This is a genomic window from Pseudomonas sp. GW-45, from assembly GCF_056896675.1.
Genome location: NZ_CM167674.1, coordinates 262030 through 278322 on the forward strand (window position 1 = coordinate 262030; position 16293 = coordinate 278322).

The 16293-nt window shown below is 56.5% G+C and carries 16 protein-coding genes; 4 read left to right on the forward strand and 12 right to left on the reverse strand.

Going from position 1 to position 16293, the window contains the following annotated elements:
* Together AC1XYH_RS01140 and AC1XYH_RS01145 are read right to left on the reverse strand one after the other, a co-directional pair.
* Positions 1 to 810 (reverse strand): metallophosphoesterase family protein, encoded by an 810-nt coding sequence (locus tag AC1XYH_RS01140; protein ID WP_483324844.1) that lies wholly within the window; start codon positions 808 to 810, stop codon positions 1 to 3.
* Entirely contained in the window at positions 807 to 1793 is a 987-nt protein-coding gene (locus tag AC1XYH_RS01145) for a diacylglycerol/lipid kinase family protein (RefSeq protein ID WP_483324845.1), read from the reverse strand. The genes AC1XYH_RS01140 and AC1XYH_RS01145 overlap by 4 nt, the downstream gene beginning before the upstream one ends.
* A gap of 238 nt (positions 1794 to 2031) precedes the next feature.
* On the opposite strand from AC1XYH_RS01145, the gene AC1XYH_RS01150 reads away from it, so the two are divergent.
* Positions 2032 to 2571 carry a cytochrome b gene (locus AC1XYH_RS01150; protein WP_483324846.1) on the forward strand — a complete coding sequence of 180 codons (540 nt, stop codon included), beginning with the start codon at positions 2032 to 2034 and terminating at the stop codon, positions 2569 to 2571.
* 40 nt (positions 2572 to 2611) lie between these two features.
* Here the strand turns inward: AC1XYH_RS01150 and AC1XYH_RS01155 are convergent, their stop codons facing one another.
* The 5 genes from AC1XYH_RS01155 to AC1XYH_RS01175 all read right to left on the reverse strand — a co-directional run bounded on the left by AC1XYH_RS01155 (position 2612) and on the right by AC1XYH_RS01175 (position 8856).
* Complete coding sequence (locus tag AC1XYH_RS01155; RefSeq protein WP_483324847.1) at positions 2612 to 3913, reverse strand: diguanylate cyclase domain-containing protein; 1302 nt, start codon at positions 3911 to 3913, stop codon at positions 2612 to 2614.
* A gap of 204 nt (positions 3914 to 4117) precedes the next feature.
* Complete coding sequence (locus AC1XYH_RS01160) at positions 4118 to 4852, reverse strand: phosphatase PAP2 family protein (RefSeq protein ID WP_483324848.1); 735 nt, start codon at positions 4850 to 4852, stop codon at positions 4118 to 4120.
* A 39-nt stretch (positions 4853 to 4891) separates the two neighbouring features.
* On the reverse strand, positions 4892 to 6664 hold the full coding sequence (locus AC1XYH_RS01165) for a diguanylate cyclase (RefSeq protein ID WP_483324849.1): 1773 nt from the start codon (positions 6662 to 6664) through the stop codon (positions 4892 to 4894).
* Positions 6665 to 6860: 196 nt separating this feature from the next.
* Complete coding sequence (locus tag AC1XYH_RS01170) at positions 6861 to 7688, reverse strand: hypothetical protein (protein WP_483324850.1); 828 nt, start codon at positions 7686 to 7688, stop codon at positions 6861 to 6863.
* Positions 7689 to 8166: 478 nt separating this feature from the next.
* Complete coding sequence (locus tag AC1XYH_RS01175) at positions 8167 to 8856, reverse strand: hypothetical protein (RefSeq protein WP_483324851.1); 690 nt, start codon at positions 8854 to 8856, stop codon at positions 8167 to 8169.
* Between the two features lie 166 nt (positions 8857 to 9022).
* On the opposite strand from AC1XYH_RS01175, the gene AC1XYH_RS01180 reads away from it, so the two are divergent.
* Entirely contained in the window at positions 9023 to 9565 is a 543-nt protein-coding gene (locus tag AC1XYH_RS01180; RefSeq protein WP_483324852.1) for a DUF3087 domain-containing protein, read from the forward strand.
* Here the strand turns inward: AC1XYH_RS01180 and AC1XYH_RS01185 are convergent.
* Positions 9555 to 10511: a quinone oxidoreductase family protein gene (locus AC1XYH_RS01185; protein WP_483324853.1), complete on the reverse strand. Its 957-nt coding sequence runs from the start codon at positions 10509 to 10511 to the stop codon at positions 9555 to 9557. The genes AC1XYH_RS01180 and AC1XYH_RS01185 overlap by 11 nt on opposite strands.
* A 125-nt stretch (positions 10512 to 10636) precedes the next feature.
* Here AC1XYH_RS01185 and AC1XYH_RS01190 point away from each other — a divergent pair, with 125 nt between their 5' ends.
* On the forward strand, positions 10637 to 10873 hold the full coding sequence (locus tag AC1XYH_RS01190) for a hypothetical protein (protein ID WP_483324854.1): 237 nt from the start codon (positions 10637 to 10639) through the stop codon (positions 10871 to 10873).
* Positions 10874 to 10910: 37 nt separating this feature from the next.
* Here the strand turns inward: AC1XYH_RS01190 and AC1XYH_RS01195 are convergent, their stop codons facing one another.
* The 3 genes from AC1XYH_RS01195 to AC1XYH_RS01205 form a co-directional block, all read right to left on the reverse strand.
* On the reverse strand, positions 10911 to 11225 hold the full coding sequence (locus AC1XYH_RS01195; RefSeq protein ID WP_483324855.1) for an antibiotic biosynthesis monooxygenase family protein: 315 nt from the start codon (positions 11223 to 11225) through the stop codon (positions 10911 to 10913).
* 77 nt (positions 11226 to 11302) lie between these two features.
* Entirely contained in the window at positions 11303 to 11887 is a 585-nt protein-coding gene (locus AC1XYH_RS01200; protein ID WP_483324856.1) for a DUF805 domain-containing protein, read from the reverse strand.
* Between the two features lie 164 nt (positions 11888 to 12051).
* Positions 12052 to 14229: a malate synthase G gene (locus AC1XYH_RS01205; protein ID WP_483324857.1), complete on the reverse strand. Its 2178-nt coding sequence runs from the start codon at positions 14227 to 14229 to the stop codon at positions 12052 to 12054.
* Positions 14230 to 14412: 183 nt separating this feature from the next.
* Here AC1XYH_RS01205 and bipL point away from each other — a divergent pair, with 183 nt between their 5' ends.
* Positions 14413 to 15345: a phospholipase BipL gene (gene bipL / locus AC1XYH_RS01210; protein WP_483324858.1), complete on the forward strand. Its 933-nt coding sequence runs from the start codon at positions 14413 to 14415 to the stop codon at positions 15343 to 15345.
* Between the two features lie 98 nt (positions 15346 to 15443).
* Here bipL and AC1XYH_RS01215 read toward each other — a convergent pair whose 3' ends face one another.
* Complete coding sequence (locus tag AC1XYH_RS01215) at positions 15444 to 16190, reverse strand: DUF2059 domain-containing protein (protein WP_483324859.1); 747 nt, start codon at positions 16188 to 16190, stop codon at positions 15444 to 15446.
* Positions 16191 to 16293 lie beyond the last annotated feature (103 nt).

The window sequence follows — 16293 nt, forward strand, 5'->3', positions numbered from 1 at the left end:
TTAGTCGCTCCGGTGCAACGCCAGATCGGTTTGGCTAAATAATTGGAATTCATCGGCCTGCTCAGCGTAATCCCAGCGCTCTACGCAGCACTCATGTAGCCCCTCATGGCACTCATGGCGTATCAGGTTTACCGAGTTGGGAATACTGCCACGTACTCGTTGCGATACCGCAGTGCCTGCTTGCGCCGTCCAGCCGGTGCGGGGGCTGTGTTGCCCGGTCAGAGGGCGTATGTAAGGCAGATGAATATGCCCGGCAAGCAGCAAATCGAGCCCCGCATCCACCCATTCCGGAATCGCCTGCGCTCGGCCGATCAGCAGGTTGGACTGGTCTGATTCCTCGATGGCACGTACCGGATGGTGCTGCATGACAATACGCAGTTGTCCCGGTTTCGCCTGTCTCAGGCGCTGTGCAACCCGGGCTATCTGCGCTGCTGTTACCTCGCCGTTTTTGTGCCGCGCCGGTTTGGTTGAATTGACGCAGACCACCAGTAGCTGCTCTGTCTCCAGCACCGGTTCCAGCTCCTGTCCAAACTCCCGGGCGTAATTACGATAGGGATAAAACAGCCGGGCGAACACATTAATGATCAACGGAATGTCATGATTGCCGGGCACGGTCAGCACCGGCGCGGGCAACTGGTCGGTGAAGGCGCGCGCGGCGGCGAACTGGCTAGGTCGCGCACGTTGCGTGATGTCGCCGCTGAGCAGAATGTGATCAGGCTGGTGTTGCTGTGCCAGGCGCATCAGCGCGGCGGGAACCTTACTTTGCTCGGTGCCAAAATGCGGGTCTGAAATATGCAGTAAACACGTCATGCGCGCTCCCGTTGTGCGTCGTCGCGAGGCACCAGCAACGGCAAGTATTCTTCAGGCACGCGAAACTCTAGCGGCGCACGCAACCAGAATATTTCGCCATCCATTGCCACTTTGATGCGTTTGCGGGCTGGGCCCAAGCGTACTGTCATCTTCTTGAAGCCGAAGCTGATTAGATTGTCCGCTTCACCCATGCGGCTGAGCAGCCCACGCGCGACAAGCCCGTAGAGTGCGAGAGTACTGAGTGGTTTGGCGGTCATCGCGACCAGATGATCGCGCTGTAGCTCGACCTCCTCATGCACGCCAATATGCTCGAGTTGCAGCGAATTGTTACCCACGACAATCGTCTGGGTGCGCAAAGTACGGGTTTTGCCTTCAAAATCGAGCTGCACCGAAAGCTGGCGATGGGCACGAAACAGCGTGACCATGGCCGACCATAGTGCCACCCAGCGACTGCGACCGTAGCGCTGCTTATAACTCTCCCGGTCTTCCAGCAGCGTGGGATACAAACCCAGGCTGGCGTTCACCAAAAATACCTTGTCGTTGAGCATGCCGACCTGCACCGGCTGGATTACCGCGTCGAGCATGCAGCGGGTAGCGGTTTCCGTATCCTGCGAAATGCCATAGGTACGACCGAAATAATTGAAAGTACCTTGCGGCAAAATAGCAAACGGCAGGCCGGTACCCAGCACCGCGTTGCTAACGGCATTTAGAGTGCCGTCACCGCCAGCGGCAACCACTACGCCTCGATTGGCTTTGGCTAGCTCCACGGCTTGTTGTGCTGCTGCAGCCAAGCCGTCACCCCCTTTGACTTTGAGCAGCTTGAATTGACGGCCTGCAGCATTCAGCACCTTGCTGATACTGTCTTGCACCTCGTCACCTTGGTGCTTACCGGAGCCCGTATTGAGCACTATGTAGAAGGTTTCATCACCGCGCAGTTCGGGTAAAGGCGCAGCTGAATTTGATAAAGCTGAATTTTGAGGCATTCCGTTACCCTGAAGGAGGCCATCAGCAGCCAAGCACGCTTAGCCTAGTGGCGCCGAGATGTTGAAATGAGTGTCTAGTGCTTAGGTCTACCAAACGCGTGATGGTTCCCTTGGCCGGGCCTGTGTTGCGCCCTAAAGCAAAGGCATTGCTAATAGTTAATATGGTGCCTTAAGCATAAGTTAAGCTGCAGCGCCCATATTCCACAGGACATTAAGCCAGTACAGGGAATTTCTAATCATGACACCCGCTCCAGCCCGATATCACCGTTTGAACATGAGCCTTCACTGGCTGATGCTATTGTTGATCGCTGCGGTTTATGCCTGCATCGAACTTAGGGGTAACTTTCCCCGTGGCAGCGATACCCGCGATCTGTTCAAACATTTGCACTTTGCACTTGGCATGAGCGTATTTGTTCTGGTGTGGTTGCGCCTGATCGGACGAGCATTGTACAAGGCACCGGCAATTCATCCGGCCCCGCCAGCGTGGCAAAATCGTATTGCCGGTTTGATGCATGTGGCGTTGTACGTATTGATGATCGGGCTGCCACTACTGGGTTGGTTGATACTGAGTGCGAGCGGCAAAACCCAGATTTTTGAGTGGCTTACGCTACCCTCGCTGATGTCTCCAAACAAAACACTGGCAGGCGACCTGAAGGATATTCATGAGTGGGGCGGCGTAGCCGGTTATTGGCTGATTGGTTTGCACGCAGCAGCAGGCGTCGCTCACCACTACGTCTGGCGTGACAATACTTTCAAGCGCATGCTGCCGGGCAAGTAAAGGCACGCTGCCGGCTCACAGTAGTTGCGCAGCGGCAGGTTTAGCCTGCCAGCACATAGCGGCTGCCACCCAGCTTTTTGGCTTGATACATTGCTTGGTCAGCCCGTTTCAGCAACTGGTCGGTTTCTGCGGCACGTTCTGTCGACAGGGCGACACCAATACTGGGGCTGCAATGCACCGGTTTGCCGTCCAGTTGATAGGGACGCGTCAGCGCAGCGCAGACTTTTTCAGCTACGTTGCAGGCGTCATCTGCGAGGGTAATACTCTCCAGCAGGATCACAAATTCGTCGCCCCCCATGCGCGCGACTGTGTCCGCCTCGCGTACTACTCCACGCAGCCGATCGGCGACTTCCTGCAGCATCAGGTCGCCAACGGCGTGCCCCATGCGGTCATTGATTTCCTTGAAGCGGTCCAGGTCCAAAAACAGCACCGCAAGTTGGCTGCCATCGCGTTCACAGCGAATGCGGGCCACGCTCAGCCGGTCAGCCAGCAGAGTGCGGTTGGGCAGTCCGGTCAGTTGGTCATGGTGTGATAAAAAATGCAGCCGTGATTGCATTTGCACGCGTTGCACTGCCGCAGCGACCTGAGTAGAAACATACTGCAGCAGAGCTTTATCGCCCTCGCCAAAAGCGGGGTAGCTCGTTTGCCGATGCAGTACCAATGCGCCAATGGCTGCGCCTTGTGCGAGCAAAGGTACCCCCAACCAGTTGGGTTGCAGTGCCTGCTCTACTCTGGTGAACCCTTCGATGTCTCCGTAAGCCTGCGTGTGTGCGTCTAAGTCGGTGGGGGGCGGGCCGCCGTCACTACGATGGTAGCGATAATTTATCTCACCGCTTTCCGGATCATGCAGTGCCAGACTGAAAAGGCTCGTCGGCAAGAGGTGATTGACTATCTGCTGCACCTCGCTGCACAGCGTGTTCAGGTCGTTAGCACTGTTGGCCGCCTCTGAAATGGCGTAGACCGCGGCCTGCATGCTCTCGTGCTGCTTGCGTTCGGTAATGTCGCGCGCAACGGCAATGCGCAGGTGGTCCTCCTCCGACCAGCTTGCAGACCACATGATGTGCACTACCACGCCATCTTTTCGCAGATAGCGGTTTTCAAAATGTTTGATCAGCTCTCCGTCGCGCACGTGCTGAGCTGTTGCAAGGGTGCGTTCCAGATCATCGGGGTGAATCAGTTCCATCATATTTCGCCCGATCAGCTCACGCTGGGTATAACCGAAGATGCGCTCGCATGCGGCGCTGATGTAAACGAAGGTTCCTTGTTCATCAACCATACAGACCGCATCCAGCAGCATGTCCACGATATGCGCTGCCAGCGGCATTGGTGTTTTTGAACTCATGGCGTCAACTTACACATAAAGTATGGAGTAGGACCTTCCCGCCGGGCCGTGGAGGACGGTCCGTGTCCTAGTAACATGATGGCATTATAGTGCTATAGGGCTGCGGCGTCGTCAGGCTTTGAGCCTAGTCGTGTGCTCTGACTGGCGGGAAGTTTAATTATCGCATTTATGGGGGGCGCCAGCTCCCAGGCAAGGCTACAGCATTCAGCGTGTGGGCCTAGGCCTCACGGCGTCGAATGTCTGCATTAGCAGTATCGGCAAAACGATGCCGATACAGGCAGCGACCAACACATCGGTTGGCCAATGTACTCCGAGCACCAAACGTGAGGTCGCTACCAGGGCAATCCAGATTCCCGCAAAAACGATGCCTGGCAGCCGCGCCGCAGGCCACAACCTAGCGACACACAGCGCCAGGGCAGTTGCGCAGGCGGCGGAGCCCAGCGTGTGGCCGCTTGGGAAGCTGTAGCCCCAATACTGGTCAGTTTCCCAGAGCGCTGGACGGGCGCGGCCAACGGCCAGTTTCAGACCATATACCAGAAGCGCTCCACTGATCATCGAGCTGCTTAGCAGCAGCGCCGCACGGTAGTGTCGCGCCAATAAGAAGGCCGCAGTTAGTAGCACACCCAGCAGCGTCAGGAACTTTGACGATCCGCTCAGAGTAACCCACTGAAAAAAGCTAACGGTGGCCTGGGAGGCGTGCTGATGGATGTACTCCAGAATGGCGATATCCAGTTCGCTGGTGTGCCCGCCCAGCACTTCTTGGCTGACCTTGATGGCAATGACGGAGAGGCTGAGCACCAGCAATATTGCGGTTCGGCGTTCCTGTAGGGTGCTGTGCCAAGCAGCCATGCGTCGCCGCGTGTAGGTCAGCAGGCTCAGATAAAGCAGGGTGATACTGAGGAGTATTACGCTGAGGTCGATCAGGATGTCTGTCAGCATGCGGTTCCTGTGGCAAAGGATGAATGTAAAGCGGCAGATTTATGCGGTCGGCTTTTCTGCGTACATCGCCTGGTCTGCACAATTGAACAACATGCTGGCACTTGATGCATCGTCCGGGTAGAACGCTGAACCGATACTTACCCCAACGCTCACCAAGGTTCCGCAACTCAGTGTAATGGGCGCACAAACCGCCTGACGTATTTTTTCGCGCAGCCTGGGGATGTCATCACTAGGGCGCGGCGTCTCGAGCACCAGTACGAACTCGTCACCACCCATGCGTGCGACCACGTCATTGTTGCGCACCGTCGAGGTCAGGCGCCTGGCTACCTCAACCAGCACCTCGTCGCCGGCGGAGTGTCCTAGCTGGTCGTTGATGCTTTTGAAGCTGTCGAGGTCAGCCACCAGCAAGGCAAAAGCGGTTTGTTGCCGGTCTGCTCGCGCTTGCGCTTGCACCAAGCGCTGAGCCAGCAAAGCGCGGTTGGCTAGGCCGGTGAGCGGATCATGCATCGCCTGCTGCTCCAGTAGTTGCTGGCTTTTTTGCAGCTGCCGGTTGGTCTGCTCGAGTTCTAACGTACGCTCTGCGACGCGTGCTTCGAGCAGGCGCTCGCTCTCACGTACGTTTTCCAGCAACTGTTGGCGAATCTGCAAGGCTTGCGCCTGCGCCTGATCATGCGCGCGCTGGATGTCATTAATACGGTCAGCCAGGGCTAGTGAGAGCAATAGCATCTCTAAACCTGAGCCAATTGCCAGGGCATTGGAGGTCAACAAGTTCGAGGGCAGCAGGCCGAGGTTATGCAACGAAATAACAGTGACACCGGATAGAAAAGAAATCCATGCCAACACAAAAAAGCGCGCGCCGGGTTCGCGAAAATAGAGGCTTACGGCGCCTAGGAAAAAAGCACTGGCAGCAAACAGCAGGGAAATAATGTTCACCGCAATAGCCGCTAAGTGGTACGACCAAAAGATGACGCAGATGAAGGTGGCCGCGTAAGCGCAGCTGATCAATGGCATTAACCATTGCAGCCGCAAGCGGCGGGGTGTGTCGGCCAGAAAACGTTGGACGAACATGGCGCCGAAAAAGCCTGCAGCGGAAACGGCGGTAGTCGGGGCCAAGTTGGTCAGCCAGGCGTTATGCGGCCAGATGAATTGCCCAACCAGCCCGGAAAGCCCGGCCTGCCCTACGGCCAGGCAGCTGATAAAAGCGACGTAGATCAAAAACAGCGGATCACGCAATGACAGATAAAGAAACAGGTTGTACACCAGCAGGGCCAGCAAGAGACCGTAATAGATACTCAGTGCCGAGTAGCTGGATTGGTCTTCGTGCCACAGAGCCTCTGGCTGCCACAGGCTCACCGGCGCAGCCAGAGTACCTTCGGATGCAATACTCAGATACAAGGTGTAGTGGCTGTTAGGCTCAAGCTGTAATTCAAAAACATGGTTGCGATGCTTGATGGGTTTTTCATCAAAAGCGATGTGGTCGCCGGAGTGCTGATGCAGGAAGGGCTCTGCGTCTCGTGCGAGGTAGATATCTACATCATCCAGTGAGGCATGGGCGACCTCAAGTAGCCAACGTGAGGGCGAGGTAGTGGCAGTGTCGAGCTCTACGCGTAGCCAGATCTGTGCATCTGTTAAGCCAAAGTTACTGGCTATAGCGCTGTCGCGGGGCGGTTCGAATGCATGTTGCGCGTAGGCCTGCTGCACTTCCTGCAGGTCAGCCGGGCCGCCATGGTGTTGATAAATCGAGAGCTCAGGCGAGAGATAGATATGTTCGGCAGAACTCAGCTGATACGCCTGAGCGCTAACACTGGACATTGCAAGCAGGCAACCAGTAAGCAGTAGCCAGACCTTAAGCAGGCTGTTGCACCGGTAGGGTATCCAGGGTCTTTGCCGTCTGTTGCTGATCATCTGCAGTCAAGCTTCCAGGTTGCCGCGCGGCAGATAAATGCGCTGAATCCAGATTGTAACGGAGTGTAAGCAGGCTGGCTAAATAATATGACGCGACAAATGCTTAGAAGGTAAAGGTTTCCTGCCCGCCGGTGGGCTCCAATACTGCCGGAGCGGTAGGGATAGGCTTGCTGGGGGCTGGCGGCGCAACGGGCTCTGGTATCGGTTCGCTCACAGCATACTGGCGCAAGGTAGCGCCCCAGAGGGTGTCCACCTCGCCAATAAAGTGTTTAAAACTGGCGGCTTCTGATTCGGTTCGCGCACGGTCCACAGCGTTTGCGCTGTCCCAAAGGGTGGTGCGCTGCACGTTGCGCTCGGTGGCTTCGGCTACGCCATAGGTGTAACCCGTGCGTACATCGACCAGTAGGCCAGAGGTGGTTGAGGAAACAAAAGCTTGCTTGCTAGGCAGCAGGCCCAAGGTGATCGCAGTCAGCGGGCCCAGCGCCTTCCCTTCGACGTGGAAAGCCGTGTCTATAGAGTAGATCAGCAGCATATCTGCCTTAAGGCGTGCGGCGGATAGACGCAGATCCTTGAGCGTGTCGAGTTGTTCCGGCAGTAGCAAGCGACCTACGGGGGCGACGCCGGCAACCATGTCCATACTGGCCAGTTGGCTGAAGTCGGCTTCGTCTTCGATGTCTCGGGTAGTCACCACGCTGTAGCGGCCGCTGCCGTAACTGTCGTTGGTGCGCGAGCTGTAACCCGATGACTGTACCCGCGCTACCGCAAGGCGAGCAGGAAACTTGGCAGCGGGTTCAACGGCCATAAGCTCGGTAATGTCGCCCTCGCCCAGCGAGGGGATATTCACCCCGCCAGCGGGGGTGGTGTAAGTGGCACAGCCCTGAACGACGGCAATGCATAACAGTAAAAAAAAGTTGAGTAGCGAACGGGGCATGCTGTAAATCCTGATAATGGTACTGGCCTCGGCGCGCGAATGGCTGGCGCGCTCTGGACATGGAACTGAGTAAAAGTGTGCACAGATGCCCAGGAACGGGGCCTGCATTCTATCGCCGGACCAGTGCCTCGTGTCGGCCTCGAATCCGCGTAGGCGAATCTTATCCTGTTGCTCTGCGGGCTACAAAGGGAGAGTGCCTTGCGTGTCGTGAAACAGGTGATCGAGCACTTGCTTTCCTAATGTATCGGCAGCTCCTAGCCGGCAACGTGACCGGTGAGTTTCAGCAGCTTTTTGCTGTACTTACCAGCGTGAGCAGCCCACCAAAGCAAAGCAAAAAGCCAGCGCTTTCGCGAGTGCTGCTAGGAATGCTTCGGATGGTTTTGGTTGCCAAGCTACTTTCTGTCTAGGTGCGAGTACCAAGCAAGATGATGCCGCCTTGATTCATCACGAGCAGTCCTGAGACGGCTCTCGCGCAACACTAATGCAACGATTTGCTGGTCAGTTCGAACGAATCGATGAAGCCCTCAATGCGCTCTTCTGCACCCTGGGTAGCGCCGGGTTGATTGGGCTGCGGACGGTTAATCCAGATAAACGCCGCGTTGTCGCCGCGCTCCAGGTAGTAATAGCTGTGCCAGATATCAACCGCTTCTGCATTGAGGCCGAGCGCGCTGCGCTGTGGGATATGTTGACCAAAAGTCGCGCTGGTTGCGGTAACGCCGCTGACTTCATGGTCTTGCAGTGTGATGGGCTCCAAGGTGGTTTCGTAGCGTTCTTCAAACAGCTTGAAATATTGCGCGGTGGCTTGGCGGTATAGCTCGCCTTCGGCTGGCAGGTCGCCCTTGAATAGATGCACGCGATAAACCTCGACCGGCGCAGCGGCTGAGGTGAACTGCACTTGGCTTTCGCTGATATCCAATGATTCGGCAATGTGCATGTTGCGGTAGGCTTCGCTGCCCGGGCGGAACGGGGTATCGACGCTGAAGCTGCCGTCGGCGGCGCGATAGTGCCCGTTGTGCAGCTCGCCGCTGATCAGGCTGTTGGCAATCTCGTCACTCCCGCTTTGACTGTCATCGCTATGCTGCTGGTTGGCGCAAGCGCTCAGCAGTAAGGTAAGAGAACATACAGTGAGCAAGCGTTGGCAGGTTGTTGCACGTTGTATAAAGGACATAAGCGGGCCATTGTTGATGGGTCGAAAGGGTGTGCTTCTGCAGAGCAGTTTACCGCTGATACGGCTTTGAGCCAGAGTTGAGCAATAGTATAGCTGGCTCCACGGCTGCCTTTTACCGGCGGACTGCGTACACTTCTGCGCAGAAACAGAGCACAGAGGTGCAAGTATGGCGATTCTATTCGAGATTGAGCAGCGCGACCCGGTTATCTATCGTCGGCAGACGCGTAAAAGCACCTTTGTAGTCATCGGTCTGTTTGCGTTGCTGGCGATGGCGTTGTCGACCCTTTTGGTTGCTTTGTTTGGCCAGCCTGATGTCAGCAACTTTCGCTGGAACCTGGCAGGAGTGCTGTTGGGTGCGACGCTGACGGTACTCATCGTACGTTATGCTTTTTGGCAGCAGGCATTTATGCGCCCAGCCGCTTACGGCTGGGGCTTAAAACGTAGCTTAATGCGTATTACCAATGTTATGCATCAAGTTAAGGATGAGGTCGCGCGCGGCAATCCAGAGGCGCAGAAGCTGTTGCGCTTCTATCATCTTGGATTGCTGGAAATGCACCAGCTAGATGGTAATACTAGCGCGTTGGACGACCTGGTTGCCGAGCGTGAGCAGCTGCTCACGACCCTGCAAGGGCAAGGCCTTGAGCCAGAGCAGTACCAATTGCACAGCGAGTGGCTGGAGGCGATAAAAGTGGCAAAAGCTAAAGTGTAAACACCACGCGACCTGCGAGGCTGTTGTCGGTCCACACAGTCTCTACTTGCGCGAGTGGCTTAGCGATTGCCTCGACGTGCAGGTCGGCTTTTGCTACGGCGTCGAGAAGCTCGCCAATACAACGCACCAGTGCTGCGTTCGATACACTACCTAGTCCACTGCCCATGAGTTCCAGCCCGCTGCTGCGCAGTGCGCCGGCGGGCAAAGCCATGTTCGCGCCGCCGAGCGAGCCTATGTTCACAAACCGAATTCGGCGTGCGGCCTGCCCCGGAGCATGACCGTCGGCTGCGGTCATTATGGCTTCGGCCGATGGCCCCCAGAGGTAATCCAGCACCACGTCGATGCCACCGTCTATTTCCTCACGCAGTTGCGCCAGTAACGTCTGCGCCTCCTGCTGTAATGCAATGAAACGGTCAGCCCCCAAAGCCAAGAGTTCCGGCTCAGTTGCTGGGTTTCGGCCGGTGACCACGATGCGGCCAGCGCCTAGATGCTTAGCTACCTGGATAGCCAGGCGACCTGAAGCGCCGGTTGCGCCGTTGATCAGGACAAACTCACCCGGCTTGAAATGCGCGCGTTCGGTCAGCGCTGCCCAAGATGACATTCCCGGATTGGCGATAGCGGCCGCAGTCAGGTCGTCGATTCCGTCGGGTATTGCTACTACGCAGTCGGCAGCAACGGCCACGCGTTCAGCCATGGCACCCACCGGGCCGCGCGGAAAGGCAAAATAGACGCGCTGGCCATTGTTCAAAACACCCACACCATCAGCGCCAGGTGCAAAGGGAGGTGCTGGGCTAGAGTAGTGCTTGCCTGAAGCCTGGGCGCGTACCAGCTGACTAAGCGCGGCAGCGCGCACATTGACCATTACTTCGCCAGCCTGTGCTTGTGGTTCAGGGAAGTCGGCATAGCGGGGTGGTAAATTTACGTTCTCGACGACAGCAGCTTTCATGCAAACCCCATTGAGCAGTCAAGGAAGGAGAAGGTGGATTCTAAACTTCTTGTGTTGAAAGGGCATAGTTAAGCAGTGGCGGATACGGAACGCTGCTGCAGTATCCATGTCCATTCATTATGGACATGGATACATTGATAGACCTGCTGCAATGGCCGGCGATGGTGACGACACTGATCGCCGCCTGGTTGGTTGGTTCGCAAGTTCGGCGTAAACGCAACTGGGGGTTCTGCTGTTTTATTTTCAGCAACCTGTTGTGGATCGTTTGGGGTTGGCACACCGCAGCTTACGCCCTGATTACCCTGCAGGTCGGTTTGTTTGTGCTCAATTTGCGTGGGCACAAGAAGAATGAAGCTGAGTGAGTGATTAGTCTGTTCAGCTAGTCGCGCTACGCGGCGATCAACTTGCTGGCGGCATCACCACCCATTCCGGCTCATCAAACTCCCCAATAAAACGGATATCGCAGAAGCGCGCGGCTCCCTTGATGATTTTTGCCACTGCTTCGCTGGGCTTGCCTTCCATCGCATCGCGGTCAGTCTTGTTCTCCCAATGGGCAATGGCGATCAACGTGCGCGGATCGCCTATCTTGCGATGTAGCTCGGTACCTTTAGCGCCAGGTGCTTGCTGAATCAATTGGCTGGCGCGAACCCAGGCGTCGGCATAATCCTCCGCGTGAAAACCTTCCTTGATGTGTACTTCAAAGATGTACTTCATTGTGCGTGCTCCCGTATCAATTCGCTTTGCTTGAGTTTGGAGCTCGTTGTTGCCTAAGGGTTCAGCTGGGGTCGGTTTTATCGTCTGCTAATGAGTTCAAGGAATGCCGTCGCGATGATGCGCGCGGCGTCCTGGATTTGCGGTTGAAAGAGCATCAGTAGTGATACCACCAGAACTGTGTTGAGGACGGCAAGAGCAGCTATCTTCCGATGCTGTGCCTTGCTGTAAGACGGATTCGGACGTCCGGCCTTGTTGCTTTTACGCTGTCCGGGTTTGAGGGCGATAAACAGCATGAACAGCTCGCCAATGAGTGGCAGGGCAAACAGCCAGCAGCACCAAGCAGACCAGCCGATGTCTCGGGTGCGTCTGATAACCAGGGCGAGACTGACCCAGCAGTTGAGCAGGAAGAGGATCGATATGCTCAGCAGTAATAAAAACGGGTCGTGGCGCAGCAGGTAATAGGCTAGCGCGTAAAACAGCATAAAGAGATCGAGGTTGAAGGCCGCGTGATATAGCCAGCAATTGGCCAGAGATAACCTGCCTTCCATCTCAAGTACCGCGGGGCGCGTTATTTTGCGGCTCTTTTCTGCGTGTTTCCGGCTTGCGTACAGGCCGCTGGTGCCTTGCTCTTTTTTACTGAAAACCGGCTCGATTCTTTCCACGCGCCACATCCCCGTTATTGACTGTGCACTGCGATAAATACGAATTGGCGCGGATGATGCGCTTTTTCTCAATGACGGCCAATAGCGTGCCACTCTCTTTTTCTGTCCTCCCGAAACGAAAAGACCCGGCGCGGGGCCGGGTCTTTCAGTGCTGCGCTGCGGGCTTACTGGCCGAACTTGGCTTTAAACTCGCGGCGACGACGATGCAGAACCGGCTCGGTATAACCGTTTGGCTGCTTGGTACCTTCGACACACAGTTCAACGGCGGCCTGGAAGGCGATGCTGTCGTCAAAGTTTGGCGCCATTGGCTTGTAGGCCGGGTCGTTTTCGTTTTGACGGTCAACCACTGCAGCCATGCGCTTCATCGTTTCCATGACCTGCTCTTCCGAGCAGATGCCGTGACGCAACCAGTTGGCAATGTGTTGGCTGGAGATACGCAGAGTCGCGCGGTCTTCCATCAGGCCCACATCGTTGATGTCTGGCACCTTGGAGCAGCCAACGCCGTGATCAATCCAGCGCACAACATAGCCAAGGATGCCCTGAGCGTTGTTGTCCAGTTCCTGCTGAATGTCTTCCTTGGACCAGTCGGTGCTGGCAGCCAGCGGGATGGTCAGGATGTCATCGACAGAAGCTGCAGTGCGCTTGGCCAGTTCGTCCTGACGCTCAGCCACGTTCACCTTGTGGTAGTGCAAGGCGTGCAAGGTGGCGGCAGTCGGAGAAGGGACCCAGGCAGTGTTCGCGCCCGCCATTGGGTGACCGATTTTCTGCTCCAGCATGGCGGCCATCAGGTCGGGCATGGCCCACATGCCTTTGCCGATTTGAGCACGGCCTTTCAGGCCAGTCGCCAGACCGATGTCGACGTTGTTGTTCTCATAGGCGCCAATCCAGACTGCGCCTTTGATTTCGCCCTTGCGAATGAAAGCGCCTGCTTCCATTGACGTGTGAATCTCGTCGCCGGTACGGTCCAGAAAGCCGGTGTTGATGAAAGCTACACGCTCGCTGGCAGCCTTGATGCAGGCTTTCAGGTTGATTGTGGTGCGACGCTCTTCATCCATGATGCCGACTTTCAGCGTGTTGCGCTGCATGCCAAGCATGTCTTCGATGCGGCCGAAAAGCTCGCTGGTGAAGGCGACTTCTTCCGGGCCGTGCATCTTCGGCTTTACGATATAGACCGAACCGGTGCGGGTGTTCTTGCGGCTGGTGTTGCCATTCAGGTTGTGCAGCGCTATCAGGCTGGTGACTGCGCCATCCATGATGCCTTCAGGCACTTCATTGCCGCTCTTGTCGAGAATGGCGTTGTTGGTCATCAGATGGCCAACGTTACGCACGAACAGCAGTGAACGACCGTGCAGAGACAGGCTTGAACCGTCGGGGGTTGTGTACTCGCGGTCGGGATTCATGGTGCGGGTGAAGTTGCTGCCGCCCTTGCTGACGGTTTCCGCCAGATCGCCTTTCATCAGGCCCAGCCAGTTGCTGTAGACGACGGTCTTGTCGTCGGCATCAACCGCAGCGATGGAGTCTTCGCAGTCCATGATGGTGGTCAGTGCCGACTCCATCAGTACGTCTTTTACGCCAGCCGCATCGGTCTGACCGACGTTGGTGGTCGCGTCGATCTGGATTTCGAAATGCAGGCCGTTGTGCTTGAGCAGTACGGCGGTGGGCGCGTCAGCAGGACCATTGAAACCGATAAACTGGGCGGCATCTTTCAGGCCTGTGCGGGTGCCATCTTTAAGAGCGACGCTCAGTTGGCCGTCCTTGATGGTGTAAGCCGTTGAATCAACGTGGGAACCATTCGCCAGCGGGGCTGCCTGATTGAGGAAGTCACGCGCGAAAGCGATAACCTTGTTGCCACGGATTTCGTTGTAACCAGGGCCTTTGCTTGCGCCGTCTGCTTCGGAGATGGCGTCGGTGCCATAGAGGGCATCGTAGAGTGAGCCCCAGCGAGCATTGGCTGCGTTCAGAGCGAAGCGCGCATTCATCACCGGGACTACCAACTGGGGGCCGGCCATGGTGGCGATTTCTTCGTCGACGTTGGCGGTGGTGGCCTGGAAATCTTCGGGCTCGGGTAACAGGTAACCGATCTGCTGCAGGAAGGTTTTATAAGCAGCAGCGTCATGGGCTTGGCCCTTGTGTGCATGGTGCCAGGCGTCGATTTGAGCCTGTAGATCGTCACGCTTGGCCAGCAAGGCTTTGTTCTTCGGCGCCAAGTCGTTGATCAGCGCTTCAAAGCCGGCCCAGAAGGCGGTGGCGTCGACGCCGGTGCCCGGAATGGCCTGCTGGTTGATGAAGTCGTGGAGAACCTTGGCAACTTGTAAACTGCCAACTTGGACGCGGTCTGTCATGGGGCAACCCTCACTCTGCTGATAACCTGCGCGCATCGCGCACCAGGACGTGGAATTTGGAGAGCCAGAATGTTACACGATGATCGGTTGCAAATCATGCTCATAACGTGGAATTCTGTGGGGCCGCGCAGCCGTCTAGGCCGCTGTTGCGGGCTTGCATCCCTTTTTCTGGCTGGACATTGAATGGACCAGGCTTTTATTACTTCCTTTGTTGATCAGCTGCCGGCACTTGAACCTGGCCGGGCAGTGGATGCGGCTGCGCGTCGTTATGCTGGTTATTACGGGATCGACTTCAGCGAGCGTTCGGCCCAGCATCTCGGGCGCATTGAGGTGGATGGATTCAGTGTCGCGGTACAAATATGGAAGCCACCGGTTGCTCGCGGCACTCTGTTGATTCTGCATGGTTATTACGACCATATGGGCTTGTATCGGCATTTGATTGAGTGGGCGTTGCAGCAGCATTTCGCCGTATTGGCGTTCGATTTGCCGGGGCACGGTCTGTCCAGTGGCGAACGCGCGAGTATTGATTGTTTTATGCGCTATCAGAAGGTGCTTGATGGTGTTCTTGAGCAGGCGATGCTCTGGGAGTTGCCGGCGCCTTGGCACATGCTTGGGCAGAGCACCGGCGGCGCCATTCTAATTGATCGGCTGTTGCACGGCCCACTGCCGCAAGAGCTGGGCGAAACCATTCTGATGGCTCCGTTGGTGCGGCCACGGCAGTGGGGATTCTCACAGATGGGGCTGCGCCTGCTGGGCGGTTTTGTGCAGCAACTGGGTCGCAAGTTCACCGATAACTCCAGTGATCAGGCTTTTCTGGATTTCATCCGTACTCACGATCCGCTGCAGCCACAGGTATTGCCGGTGGCTTGGGTGCAGGCGCTGGAACGCTGGATTCCGCGCATCGAGAGTGCCAGCAGCGTGGCTCACAAACCCTTGATTATTCAAGGTCAGGATGACGGTACTGTGGACTGGCAGCACAACATTAAGGTGTTGGAAAGCAAGTTTGCCGAGCCGGATACGCTTTACTTGCCCAAGGCGCGGCATCACTTGGCCAATGAGCACCAGAAGCTACGTAAGCAATATCTGGAGTGGCTGGCGCCGCGTTTAGGCGGGTAGCTGGCTATTGGATGAAGGCGTCTGACTGGATAGGTTGATGCTAAAAATAAAAACGGGACACTTGGCTTAGTGTCCCGTTTTTTTGTGCCTCAGCTGAATCAGGGATTCAGTGCGTCATGCGCAGCAGCGTTCGCGGCTTTATAAAAAGCGCGGCCGTTGTCCGACTCGCTCCAGTCTGCATAACTGGTGAGTTGTGCGTCATCCAGGTCGCGGTAAACGTACAAGAGGGTCTGCGGCAAGTTCGGCTCCATTTGTGAGCGTAGTGCGCCGCGTTGCTGCGTGGCCAGCCCTTCGGGAATCTGGAACAGCCCACCGAGCATTTGGTTGGCGCTCTGAGTCGCCATGCCGGCTAGCGCCATTGAAACTTCTTCGCCCATGTCCAGGGCCGGTAATTGCTTGGCCAATCGGTCGATAGTGGCTTTGCGTTCGGCGCTGGCCTGCATCACCGGCAGGCCATTTTGCATGGCGCTAACCTCGGCTGGTGAGGTGGCTCGGGTTTCTGCAGTGACTACCTGCTGACCCAGATCACTGCGGTAGAACGTTAACGCTTGCTCTAGCTCACTGTCGTTCAGATTAACCTGCAGCGTGGCGGCCGCTCGAGCATGCATACGGCCTGACTCAAAGCGCTCGTTGCTCTTGTTCTTCAGGTTCTCAGCGACGGATGCGGGCAATTGGGCTGCATAGCGCTGTTGCGCTTTTTTCAAGGCTTGCTGAAAGTGCTCCTGATGGGTTTGCATGCCGGAGACTTGGTACAGCTCATTGGTATTGGCGAATGCGGGGATGCTGATGGCCAATAAACCGCTCATCAGTGTGGTGCGAACGGCTGAAAATAGGGTGTGACGCATAAAAGCCTCTTGTAATGACGTGCGGGCAGCTGCCCGCGCGGAAAATCTTGCCAGAGAGTTGCTATGACTTACAATGCCCGCGACCGCTTATTCGGATTGACCC